The organism is Mucilaginibacter sp. P4_C11 (assembly GCF_056402115.1).
This window is the reverse complement of sequence record NZ_JBFUIA010000005.1, coordinates 221,726-234,216: the sequence shown is the minus strand read 5'-3', so window position 1 is coordinate 234,216 and position 12,491 is coordinate 221,726. Positions and strand designations below refer to the sequence as shown.

Sequence of the window (12,491 nt, the reverse complement as noted above, 5' to 3'; positions counted from 1 at the left end):
TGGCCTGCATGGGCGGTTTTTTTGCTGGTTTGCGACAACCAGGTATCCCAATCTTATATAAACGATAACCACCACGCGCTGTGGGTTTGCTTATATCGGCCATACTGACGGCAGGGGTAATACATCAACGCAATAACGGTTATCCAGCACAGGTACACCCCCCAAAGCGGAATACCGAAACCCGGCGCGGCCCATACCGGTGCAGGCTTCTGAAAGTCAAACGGAATGCGGGCGAGTACAACGCCCGCTACATTGATTATGCGCAGCAACACCAAATGTGCGATAAAATAAAAGTAAGGCACATTTCCATATACATTGCAAAACCGGGTAATGCGGTTGCTTATGCCCTCCGTAACCGACAACAATAGCAATACGGGCCCAAGCGTCATCAACATAAACAGGAGCGAGGGGGTTTGCTTCCTCACGTTCAGGAACGAAAGCAGGGTATGCGCCCAATTCCGCTGAATGGCCCAGGGTACAGGGTCGCCGTAATGGTTGATAAGGCGCAGGGTAACAAACAGCACAATCAATGCGCAGCCCGAAAGCTTTAATATTTTCTGCCGCTTTGCCGCATTATAGCCCTTTTTGTAAAGATGGCCAAAAACGTAGCCTAACAATAAAGCCCCCGTCCACGGAATGGCGGCATAAATAGCAAATATAAACCGGTTGGCGCCGATAGGGATCAATGCCCCTACGCCATTCAGCAATAGCGTAGTAAGGTTGCCAGGCGTGCCGTTCTTAGGCAAATCAACGTTGTCAAGTAAATTATGGCCGGCAATAATCAGTATTGCAACCAGGGCTATAATTTTTTTAGGTGCCCGAATGAGTAAAGCCAAAATAATCATGCCAAAGCCGATGGCCCATAAAACCTCCAGCACCGGAAAATGGTAATGCACATCAAAGCTAAAGATGAGGCTGATAATTACCAGGTCGGACAATATGAGCCAGGCACCTCGTTTTAGTAAAAAAGTGGTCATCTGGCCGGTTGTTCGGCGTTGCGCGGCAAGGCATGCCGATACGCCGCTCAAAAAAACAAAAGTGGGTGCGCAAAAATGTGTTATCCAGCGCGTAAAAAACAGTATCACCGTGGTGCGCTGTACATCAAGCGGGGGCGGCCCGGCCAGGTGCAAAAAATCCCGGGTATGGTCAAGCGTCATGATAATCATGATTAATCCGCGCACAATGTCTACCGACTGGATACGTTCTTTCATCAAAATAAAGATAGTACAAAACGTTAGCTTTTCTCAATAAGGTATCTTCCTTATCCCGATTTTTAAACAAGCATTGTATGACGGCTTTTTTGCTACTTGATTATGGAAGCTGTATAGGCACCTTAGTGTGGAGACTAAGAGCATAGTAATTCGAAGTCAGAGAACTCTACCGACAACGAGGTTAGGCGTTGTCAGAAGCGCTAAGGCTGACAAGGCCCGCTTTAGGTGGCTTTTTTGGTATTATACTAATCGTTATCATCATGTTATTCCGAGGAACGAAGCAATCTCCGGTTTGTGCATGGTTGCCATGCCTGGCGCGTACTTAGCATGCGGACCACAAGGGTGGACCCTTGCGGTAGCGATGGGTATTTTATTTTTGGTGAAGCCTGAGCATACGGAATAATAGCATTATTTTTGATCTAAATCATACTAAATGACCACTTTAAAATTAGCCTTTTCAGTTCTTGTTATATTTTTTTTTAACTGCAAAAAAAATCAGCAATTAACAAAAGAAACCACTAAAAAAGATAGCGTAATTATTCCGGTTAAGCAATGGCTCAATTTGAATTATGCCGATGATGGCAAAGAGTATCATAACCTCGACATCCATTTGCCTAACGTAGCAAAACCCGCCTATAAGGCAATTATTGTAATATACGGTAGCGCATGGTATGGCAATAATTTGAAACAAGCTGCGTTTGATGCTCTCGGAAAACCATTGCTTGACAGCGGTTTTGCGGTTATAGCCATTAACCACAGGTCAAGTGGCGATGCTCCGTACCCAGCCCAAATCAATGATGTGAAAGCTGCGGTACGATATATAAGGGCAAATGCTGGTAAATATCAAATTGATGCTTCATTTATTGGCATTACAGGCTATTCATCAGGTGGACATCTTGCCTCCCTCGCCGGAACATCAAATTCTGTTAAAGAATTTACAGTGGGGAAAGTGAAGGTTGATATAGAAGGAAATGTAGGAAATTATACCGCAGCCAGCAGTTCTGTGAATACGGTAGTTGATTGGTTTGGCCCTATCGACATGGCTCTGATGGATGGGTGTAAGAAACCTAAAGGAGCAGACTCTCCCGAAGGAGCACTTATCAGGGGCAATCCGGCCGATAATCTTGATATGATAGCCCTGCTCAACCCCATCACCTTTCTGGACAAAACGGATCCTCATTTTATGGTAATTCATGGCGATGCTGATCATGTTGTACCCTATTGCCAAAGTGAGCTTTTTGCCAAAGCATTGAAAGAACAGGGAATATTAACTGAGTTTATTTCTGTTCCTCAAGGTCAGCACGGACCGATTACATTCAATGAAAATACTTTTCGTAAAATGACAAATTTCTTTTTAAAAGAAGCCCAAAAAAAATAGTAAAGCACTTTAATCGTCTCTTTGCCCTTAGTGGCCTCCCATGCCAATTGAATAGTCCCGTTTGTTCCGTGGAGACATAAAGCAGGCCAGCAGAGTTGACGATAAGCGCGGCATTTAGCTTCTGGTCGGTGTTTTCACTGCACCATTTGATGATCTCGTTTTCCGAAAAGGCTTTAATAGGTAATTAGAAAAATAAATTAGCTTGGCTAACTGCTGTTCGAATGACCTCCGACGAACAGATATGTAAGAGAAGTCTATTGACTACTTGTACTATGCTCTATTTTTACAATACAAAGGGTAGTTGCAAACTACAGGCATAGTGGTTCGAAGTCGGAGACATTCGAACAACGGAACTCTATGGGCAACGGGGGATGCTTTTCTTAGGGATGCTAAAACTAAAGCTGCTTACGTCCATTAAATAACAAAGCCCGGCGCTCACCAGAGAGATATAATAAAAATCAAATCTTATGATAATCCTTGAAAAATCCGATTGCATTTTGTTCTATTCAATTAACCCTAAATACTTCGATAAATTTGAAAATGTATCTTGTAGAAGCAATTGTGGGAGTTTTTGGCGAACAGCTCAGTCGAAGACCACTATCTTTAAACATGACTTAAATTTTCGTGCAATAGATGAACAAAGCGGTGAAGCATTTATCGAATACAAAAGCAGAATGACATATACCGTAAAAATAGAAAATGAGAAAAAAGATGCATTAGAGATATTAGCTTTGATAAAGGAATTTCATGTGTCGATGAATTTGTTTATTAAAAACAATTCTTTATTACATTTTTCAAAGTTAAACTTACAAGCATATCAGACTATTCCCCCTCTAACAAATATCGAAGCAAATATTGCGAGACTAAAAGATATGAAGTTATATGAAGATAAATCTGAACTTGAAAAAAAAATCGAAAGAGACATTGAAAACATGGAATTCGATGTCAGAATAATAAAAGATAGCATAAATATTTAAATAGCCAATTCTAATCCGTTATTATGTATATGTTTGAAAGTTCAAAAAGAGACCGATCATTTTTTTAGATGCAAGTTCTCATGACGGAAGTGTAAAATGGCTGACGAGAATACTTTTATTATATTGATCCCGTCCCCGCGGGGTCTCTCGGAGAGGACCCAGCGGTTGTACAAAGCCAATCGTAATCCTAAAGTCGCGTTTATGCGTGGCGGCAGGGGCCTCTGCGGTAGACCATTATCGGACTGCGTTAAAATTAGATTAAAAGCCAATCGGTTTCACCCAATCTGTATCTACCCAAAAATCGCGGTAATCGGTTATCTCTACAAACTCAAGCGGTTTTTCGAAGTAGTAGAATGCAGCGCTACTGTGCAGGTAATCTGTAAAATCGGCACATAAATTCCACTTGCCGCTTACAGGGTTGTGGTGAATGTAATCTATTTTCTGATACAAAAAGGCTGTAGTAAAAATTGGCTTTGCATCAAACGAAGGCTCAAATGCTTTGTGCAGTTGCCCTTTCGCTTTTTCGCGGTCTGTACAACCGGAAGAAAGTTGGTTAAGGACAATGATGTTATTTGCTGAGGTCAGCCTGGCCACAAGCTCGTAAGCCATAAAACGTTTGCCGTTGCTCATAACCTTGTTAAGATTGACTCCCGCATCAGGTGTTCGCAGGATGATATGCATATGGTTGGGCATTATCACAAAGGCATGGGGTTTTATCTGGTATTTGTCGGCAATGAGTTTAATCCATTTGTATATTATATCGTACGACTGTGTGATTTCAAACAGTGGTATCCAATTGAAGCAGGTAAATGAAATAAACCAGGTGTCGTGCTCCTGTTCGTGTTTAGTTCTGACGGCCATACGTAAATATACGAACATTTGGGAACCTCAGGGTCCTCTACCGAGAGACCCTGAGGGGACAGAATTTTCACCTCCACCGGTGTGTCCTCGCATGCAAACCACGTTTTTTTGTTGTAAACCCTAACTCCCAATTCCCCCATCCCCTGTTAGCGATTGAAACGGATACCGGCCTGCGCCTAATGCCATGTGTGCGTATGAGTGTAAAGCGCGGGCCGCAGGCAACGGCCGGAAAAGAATCAAGAGTCAAGAATTAAGAACCAAGACAGGACTGCCTGGCTGTTAGGTACGTAAGGGTGCAATAATTCCCTTCGTTTTTAGATGGTAAAAAGTTCATTAATAGATGTTTCCTTCGTCAGCATGACAAGTCATATTTTCGAGGTGTGTAGGTCTGCCAACCTTGAGCCTGTCGAAGGGTCGCGCAGCGAGGCCTTTGCCCGCTATGGTTCGACAAGCTCACCATGACAGCCCTTTTTACGATTTAATTTCCTATTGCCCCGCCTTCTTCAAACTATCCTCTTTAGCCTTCTTCGCTTTGTCCTTAAAAAAACCTTTCAGGAAAAAGTTGTGTTGGGCGGCTTCCAGGTCGTCGTTTAGTTTTATGGAGCTTTGCTGCAGGTTATCAAGGGTGGTTTGTACTTTTACGGCCGCCTTGGGGTCGTTTAGCAGTACGCCGAGGGCGTTGTCGGTGCGGTTCAGTTTGTCGCTGGCCTTGTTCAGGTTGTTGGTGAGGGTGCTGGCGTTGTTGGCGGCTTGTTGCAGCTGGTTTACGGCCAGGCGGATGTGGTTAAAGGTGGCGGTATCGGTCAGCATTTTATCTGCTAAACCGCCTTTGGTGTTTAGCTTATTGCTAAATGCGTTTAGCTGGCCCGCCATTAGCGCAGCGCTTTGGGTGGCCATTTGCAGGTTTTTCATGGCGGCGCGAAGTTGCAGGGCCATGGTATTATCGGCCATGAGCGCGCCAACGGTACCTTTGCCCTGTAAAATTTGGTGGCTAAGGGTTTTAAAGTCGCTGGTTATGGCCAGCAGGTTTTGGTTGTTATCCTGCAGGGTTTTCAGGATATCATCTGTCGAGAGTAGTTTTTCGGCCTGTAGTACGTCGCCATCCTGTACTTCGGGGGCCTGCGGGCTGCCGCCGTCAATCACGATGATCTTGTTGCCTATCAATCCGTCGCTGCTTATTTTGGCCTGCGCGTTGCGGTGGATGTATTGCTGGGTAGCCTGGTCTACACTCATGGATACCCGCACCTGCGATGGCCCTTCAAAGCGCACGGCGCTGATGGTGCCCACCTTTACGCCCGAAAACCAAACGTTGTTGCCCTTTTTAAGCCCGGCCACATCGCCGAAGACCGAACTGAGGTGAATGTTTTTTACAAACGCTTTTTGCTGGCCGCCAAGCGTGAAGATGCCAAGGATGAACAGTATAAGACCGAGGCCCAGGAACAGGCCTACGATGATTGCTCTTTTATTTTCTGATGCGTCCATAATAATGGTATAATGTCTTTTTTTGTTATTGGATAAAGTTATAGTCGTAAAATGGTTTAACGCGACTGTCGTTGGTATCAAATACCTCGTCGAAACTGCCGGTGCGCTGAAACTGACCATCTAAGAGCATAGCAATACGGTCGCCGGTTTGTTTGGCGCAGGTTAAATCATGTGTAATAATGATAGATGAAGTGTTGAAGCGTTGCTGTACCTCGTTAATCAGGTCGTTAATTTCGATGCAGGTAATAGGGTCGAGGCCGGCGGTTGGCTCATCGTACAGCATAATTTCGGGGTTCAGGATAAGCGTGCGGGCAATACCAATGCGCTTGCGCTGCCCACCCGAAAGCTCGGATGGCATTTGGTTAATGGTTTGCGACAGGCCAACGGCATCAAGTACGGTTTCAACCGCGGTGTCAATTTCCTGGCGGCTAATGCCCTTGCGGTTGCGCACTAGCGGGAATTCAAGGTTTTTGCGCACGGTCATGCTATCATACAACGCACTGTTCTGGAACGAGAAACCGATGCGGATGCGCAGCTCCTGCAATTCCTTTTCGCTGATGTTGGCATAGTTGTGGCCCAAAACGGTAATCTCGCCTTTATCGGGCGTGAGCAAACCGGATATAATTTTTATTAATACAGATTTGCCGGTACCCGAGCGGCCCAATACCACCAGGTTTTCGCCCTGGTACAGGTCCAGGTCGATACCGCGGAGTACGTGGTAATCTTCAAAGGCTTTTTCGAGCCCCCGGATGGTGATAACAGGGTTGTTATGGTCGGCCTTTACAATTTTCTTTTCCATGCTAAATCGATTAACGGAACCAGCTGGTTATCTGTACAATAATTACTTCTTCAATAAACACCAGGAACATGGCGGTAACTACCGCGCCATTGGCGGCTTTGCCCACGCCCTCGGTACCTTTGCTGCTGTTATAGCCCTGGTAGCAGCCCACAATGCCTATGGTAAAGCCAAATACAACGGATTTGATGAGCGAGGCCACAAAATCGGTATAAGTTAAGGGATCAAAAAACTCCTGTATAAAGGTGGTCCAGGTGGTGCCCTCGTTTTGGGCCACGTTTAAATAGCCGCCAAACATGGCAATAAAGCCGGTGTAGGTAGATAGGATGGGGATGGTAAGCGTGGTGGCCAGTACCCGGGTACACACCAGGTATTTAAAAGGCTTGGTGCCCGATACCTCCATGGCATCAATTTGCTCGGTTACCCGCATGGAGCCCAGCTCGGCCCCAATGCCCGAGCCTACCTTGCCCGACGCAATAAGCGCCGTTACCAGTGGTGCCAGCGCCCGCATAATGGCTATAGATACCAGCGAGGGAAGCCACGATGTAGCCCCAAACTGCGATAACGAGGGGCGCGATTGCTTGGTAAATATAAGCCCCACAATAAAGCCTGTTACGGTAATAAGGGTAAAGGAGCGCACGCCAACTTCATAACACTGGCGCATAACCTCTTTAAACTCAAAAGGGGGCATAAAGGCCTCCCTGAAGAAGCGCAGGATAAACTGGTTTATGCGGTACAGGCTTATCAGGAAGTCGGTAATGCTTTGCTTAAACTTGTTTACCCTTTTGCGTATGGTAGGTTTGGTGCTTTGTGCGGTATCCATTAATTATGTAATGTTTTGATCCATCTTTGTTTATATCGTGTTCTACAACAAATATCCGGTAATTGTTTTGATAGTTGTGCGTATTGAGTTTTGAGTGTTGAGTTCTGAGTCTTGTGTTTTAAGTCCGAAGTTTTGAGTCAAAGGTTCTAAGTCCTGAACAATTATCAAAACACTGCAAGTTTCGGGCGCGAGACTTCGGAGTTAAAACCTTGAATTTAAAACTTCGGACTCAAAACTCAGAACTCAAGACTTCGGACTTAAAACTCAGTGCTAAACAAACTGACCCAAAAGGTTAAAAGTTAAAAAATTAACCCGGTTGCAAACCTAAAAGTTAAAATTTATACCATTGTAAGGTAGGCTTAAAAAAAGCGTTATTTTTTTGTAATTTTTTGTAGCTTTTGTAGCAACTAATTACGCATTTGTATGAATTAATGAAACATTTGTAAGTGGTTTTTGATGCATGGCGGGCCATTTAATCTGGTTTTTGAGTTGATTTGTTAACCGGTAACAAACTTTTGTTGCTGCCCCGGCTGGCGTAAATCCCCGCCAAATAAGGACTAAAAACTTATAAAAATGTAAAATATTTGATATGTTGATGTTAAATATGTATCATTGAACGCCTTTTTATAACCGGTTCAAATTATGATCACCAATAATGTAATGCGCGAGATTACGCCGCTAACCCCCAGCGATTGTTTTACCATTTTTTCGAGGGTTAAAAAGAAGTTTGATTTTCCGCTGCATTACCATGATGAGTATGAGTTAAACCTGATTATCAATGCCAAAGGCGCCAAGCGCGTTGTAGGCGGCCATATTGAGATGATAGACGAGCTGGAGCTGGCGCTGATAGGCCCCAACCTGTACCATGCCTGGTTTACCCACCAATGCCAAAGCGAGGAGATTACCGAGGTAACCATCCAGTTTCATAAGGATTTGTTTGATGAAAAATTGCTGAAACGCAACCAGTTAAGTTTTGTGAAAAGTATGCTGGAGCGTTCGCAGCGTGGAATTATATTTTCGCCCGAAACCATTATAGCTCTACGCGACCGGATCCAGGGCCTTGATAAAAAAAGCGGCTTTGATTCGGTGCTGGAGCTGATGTCGATACTGCATGATCTGTCTATCTCGCGCAATATGAAGATGTTATCTGATCCCAGCTTTGCCAACGATAAATTTTATTACAACAGCCGCCGTATTGAAAAGGTGTTTGAGCACATGAACGTAAACTACAACAAGCAGGTAACCCTTGCCGAGGTAGCCAAAATAGCCAATATGCCCGAGGCATCGTTCAGCAGGTTTATAAAAAAACGCACCGGTAAAACCTTCATTGACAGCCTGAACGAGATTCGCCTGGGCCACGCCTCCCGCATGCTGATAGATTCGACAGCCACCGTGGCCGAGATTGCTTACAAATGCGGGTTCAACAATATCTCCAACTTTAACCGCATTTTTAAACGCAAAAAGCTGTGCATCCCCAAAGAGTTCAGGGAAACTTATACCGGGAACAGGGTGTTTATTTGATTTGAGGATTAACTCCGTTGAGGGCTTCACCGTTTGAGGATTTGAAAATGTCCTGAAAGTCACTTGGATAGAATTTGTAATTTTGGTATATTTGTCTATATCCTAAGGTGATTCTTCTTCGCCGGTTTGTCGTAACCCTTTTTGAAAAACAACATTTGCGCTGTCATAGCACAGATTACTCGGTGTTTCTGTCTTGGTACAGGTGTGATTAAATGTTGTTATTATCGATAAGTAAAAGATTAGGTTAAAAAAGTATTATAAAAATAGCTTTTATAAACCCACTTTTGAATACACCAATTATGATCAGGATTTACAGGATTTTAGAATTTGCAGAATTTCAAAAAGCGGATTAATATTTCAGATGGTCCGGAATTCTGAAATCTTCAAATTTTCAAATCCTCAAATTTTCAAATTAGAAAAATGAAGCTACACTTAGTAGATATCGCCATCATCGTTCTGTACCTGCTGAGCACCATTTTTATTGGGTTATGGTACCGTAAAAAAGCCCGCGAAAACAAGGAAAGCTACATGCTTGGCGGTAAGTCGCTGCCCTGGTACAAGCTGGGTTTAAGCGATGCCTCGGATATGTTTGATATCAGCGGCACCATGTGGATGGTAAGCCTGTGCTTTGTATACGGCATGAAAAGCATCTGGATCCCCTGGCTGTGGCCCGTATTTAACCAGGTATTTTTGATGATGTACCTGTCGCGCTGGCTGCGCCGCTCCAACGCTGCAACCGGTGCTGAATGGCTGGCCACCCGCTTTGGTAAAACGGGCACCTGGGTTGGCGCTTCACACATGGTAGTTATTGCTTTTGCTTTGTTAAGCTGCTTCGGCTTCCTGGCTTACGGGTTCATCGGGCTGGGTAAATTCATCGAGATATTTATTCCCTGGGACCTGGTGAAAAGCTATGTGCCGTTTAACGTTGCCCCACAATATGTGCCGCATGTTTATGGTATTATATTCACGTTGTTTGCCATGTTTTATTCCATTTTAGGCGGAATGCACAGTATCGTTTTGGGCGACATGGTTAAGTATGGCGTGATGACAGTTGCCTGTATCTGGATAGGGTTCATCGCTGCCCATAAACTGGCCGATCATAGCCTTAATGTACCAGATGGTTGGTTTAGTCCGTTTTTTGGCACCCACTTGAACATGAACTGGTCGGGTATTATTACCGAGGTAAACAAAAAGATAAAAGACGATGGCTACTCGCTGTTCGGGTTGTTTTTTATGATGATGACCTTTAAGGGCTTTTTCGCGGCCCTGGCGGGGCCTGCACCCAATTATGATATGCAGAAGATCCTGTCAACCCGCTCGCCCGAAGATGCCAGTAAAATGAGCGGCTTTGTTAACATTGTTTTGCTGCCCATCAGGTATTCGCTTATTGTAAGCCTCACCATTTTAGGTTTAATCTACTATCACCAAATGAACCTGAAGGATGCCACCGGCGACATCGATTTTGAACGGATATTACCGGCAGTTATCAATAATTTTTTACCCGTTGGCCTTGTAGGCTTGTTGCTGGCCGGTTTATTAGGCGCCTTTATGAGCACCTTTAGTGGTACCATGAACGCGGCCCAGGCTTATATTGTTAATGATATATACCTCAAGTACGTTAACCCTGCAGCATCCAACAAAAATATCATCACCATGAATTACCTGGTGGGCATCATTGTGGTAGCTATTGGGGTTATCCTTGGCTTTTTTGCACATAACGTAAATACTGTGCTGCAATGGATCGTTTCAGCATTATATGGCGGCTATGTGGCATCAAATGTATTGAAGTGGCATTGGTGGCGCTTTAATGCCGGCGGCTTTTTCTGGGGAATGCTTTCGGGCATTTTGTCGGCAATGGTTTTCTCGTTGTACGTCTCAAATAACGAGTTGTTGTACTGGTTTCCGGTATTGTTCCTTATCTCGCTGGTTGGCTCGGTTATAGGATCGCTTGCAACAGAGCCTACAGATATTGGGGTGTTAAAAGCCTTCTATAGCAATGTACGCCCATGGGGTTTTTGGGAGCCGGTAAAAAAACTGGTAATGGCAGATGATGAAAGTTTTGCACCCAACAAAAACTTTAAGCTTAACATGTTCAACGTAGTTATAGGTACAATCACCCAACTATGCCTCACCATATTGCCCATGTACCTCATCCTCAACCAAAAGTTGCCTTTGGCAGTTACCATAGGCTTACTGGCAATTACGATGCTGATACTGAAAAAAACCTGGTGGAATAAACTAAAAGAATATTGATAAACTAACCCCTATGACCCCTGAATTTAAACAAAGGCTGGCCCTGCTACAACAGGAGCAGCAACAACTCATAAACAAGCCAAACCAGGTAGCCGGTACCGGCAATGGTATTTTTAACCGCTATAAAAACCCGGTGCTTACCGCTGCACATACCCCCATTAACTGGCGGTATGATTTGAATCCCGAAACCAATCCGTACCTGATGGAGCGCTTTGGCATTAACGCCGCTTTTAATGCCGGGGCTATTAAATTCAATAACAAATACCTGATGGTAGTTAGGGTAGAGGGGGTAGACCGCAAATCGTTTTTCGCCGTAGCCGAAAGTCCTGATGGCATCAGCAATTTTACCTTTTGGGATTACCCCATCAACCTGCCGCAAACCCAGGAGCTAGATACCAATGTGTATGATATGCGCCTTACCCTGCACCAGGATGGCTACATATATGGCTTGTTTTGTACCGAAAGACGCGACCCGGCAGCTCCCCCCTATGATCAATCTATGGCCATAGCGGCCTGCGGTATAGCCCGTACAAAGGATATGGTGAAATGGGAGCGCCTGCCCGATTTGAAAACCAATTCGCCCCAGCAACGTAATGTGGTATTGCACCCCGAGTTTGTGGATGGCAAATATGCCCTGTATACCCGCCCGCAGGATGGTTTTATCAGCGCGGGTACCGGTGGCGGCATCGGCTTTGGCTTAGCCGAAACCATGGAAAATGCCGTAATTGACCAGGAAACCATCATCGATAATAAAAACTACCATACCGTTTACGAAGCCAAAAACGGGCAAGGCCCCACACCAATTAAGACCGATAGGGGCTGGCTGCACCTTGCCCATGGTGTGCGCAACACGGCTGCCGGCCTGCGTTATGTACTGTATATGTTTATGACCGATTTAGATGACCTGACCAAAGTTTTGCACAAACCAGGAGGTTATTTTTTGGCACCCGAGGGCGGGGAGCGTATTGGCGATGTATCAAACGTAGTTTTTTGCAACGGTTGGATTGCCGATGAAGATGGTTCGGTGTATATTTACTATGCATCGTCAGATACCCGCATGCATGTTGCTACCACTACGGTTAATAAGTTGATTGACTACGTGGTGAATACACCAGCAGATGGCTTTAAGTCGTCAACTTCGGTAGATGCGATTTATGGGATTATTGATAGGAATAAGGAGATCGCTTAG

Annotated in this window: 10 protein-coding genes; 5 read left to right on the top strand and 5 right to left on the bottom strand. The window is 44.7% G+C overall.

The window, feature by feature from the left end; translation table 11 throughout:
* Positions 1 to 53: 53 nt before the first annotated feature.
* Complete coding sequence (locus AC1DU2_RS06830) at positions 54 to 1,211, bottom strand: acetyltransferase domain-containing protein (RefSeq protein ID WP_477383477.1); 1,158 nt, start codon at positions 1,209 to 1,211, stop codon at positions 54 to 56.
* 433 nt (positions 1,212 to 1,644) lie between these two features.
* Between AC1DU2_RS06830 and AC1DU2_RS06825 the strand changes: the two genes are divergently transcribed.
* Positions 1,645 to 2,589 carry a prolyl oligopeptidase family serine peptidase gene (locus AC1DU2_RS06825; RefSeq protein WP_477383476.1) on the top strand — a complete coding sequence of 315 codons (945 nt, stop codon included), beginning with the start codon at positions 1,645 to 1,647 and terminating at the stop codon, positions 2,587 to 2,589.
* Between the two features lie 467 nt (positions 2,590 to 3,056).
* A complete protein-coding gene (locus tag AC1DU2_RS06820; RefSeq protein WP_477383475.1) occupies positions 3,057 to 3,566 on the top strand; it encodes a hypothetical protein in 510 nt (169 codons plus the stop codon).
* A gap of 258 nt (positions 3,567 to 3,824) precedes the next feature.
* Here the strand turns inward: AC1DU2_RS06820 and AC1DU2_RS06815 are convergent, their stop codons facing one another.
* The 4 genes from AC1DU2_RS06815 to AC1DU2_RS06800 all read right to left on the bottom strand — a co-directional run bounded on the left by AC1DU2_RS06815 (position 3,825) and on the right by AC1DU2_RS06800 (position 7,528).
* Complete coding sequence (locus AC1DU2_RS06815) at positions 3,825 to 4,427, bottom strand: transposase (protein ID WP_477383474.1); 603 nt, start codon at positions 4,425 to 4,427, stop codon at positions 3,825 to 3,827.
* Positions 4,428 to 4,913: 486 nt separating this feature from the next.
* Positions 4,914 to 5,909 carry an MlaD family protein gene (locus AC1DU2_RS06810; RefSeq protein ID WP_477368411.1) on the bottom strand — a complete coding sequence of 332 codons (996 nt, stop codon included), beginning with the start codon at positions 5,907 to 5,909 and terminating at the stop codon, positions 4,914 to 4,916.
* 25 nt (positions 5,910 to 5,934) lie between these two features.
* The gene (locus AC1DU2_RS06805; protein WP_477383473.1) at positions 5,935 to 6,708 is read right to left on the bottom strand and encodes an ABC transporter ATP-binding protein; all 774 of its coding nucleotides are present in this window, start codon (positions 6,706 to 6,708) and stop codon (positions 5,935 to 5,937) included.
* A gap of 10 nt (positions 6,709 to 6,718) precedes the next feature.
* Complete coding sequence (locus tag AC1DU2_RS06800) at positions 6,719 to 7,528, bottom strand: MlaE family ABC transporter permease (protein WP_477368417.1); 810 nt, start codon at positions 7,526 to 7,528, stop codon at positions 6,719 to 6,721.
* Between the two features lie 642 nt (positions 7,529 to 8,170).
* Between AC1DU2_RS06800 and AC1DU2_RS06795 the strand changes: the two genes are divergently transcribed.
* The 3 genes from AC1DU2_RS06795 to AC1DU2_RS06785 all read left to right on the top strand — a co-directional run bounded on the left by AC1DU2_RS06795 (position 8,171) and on the right by AC1DU2_RS06785 (position 12,491).
* Positions 8,171 to 9,049, top strand: a complete 879-nt coding sequence (locus AC1DU2_RS06795) for an AraC family transcriptional regulator (protein WP_477383472.1) — start codon at positions 8,171 to 8,173, stop codon at positions 9,047 to 9,049.
* Between the two features lie 420 nt (positions 9,050 to 9,469).
* Positions 9,470 to 11,302 (top strand): sodium:solute symporter family protein, encoded by a 1,833-nt coding sequence (locus AC1DU2_RS06790; protein WP_477368423.1) that lies wholly within the window; start codon positions 9,470 to 9,472, stop codon positions 11,300 to 11,302.
* Positions 11,303 to 11,315: 13 nt separating this feature from the next.
* The gene (locus AC1DU2_RS06785) at positions 11,316 to 12,491 is read left to right on the top strand and encodes a glycoside hydrolase family 130 protein (RefSeq protein ID WP_477383471.1); all 1,176 of its coding nucleotides are present in this window, start codon (positions 11,316 to 11,318) and stop codon (positions 12,489 to 12,491) included.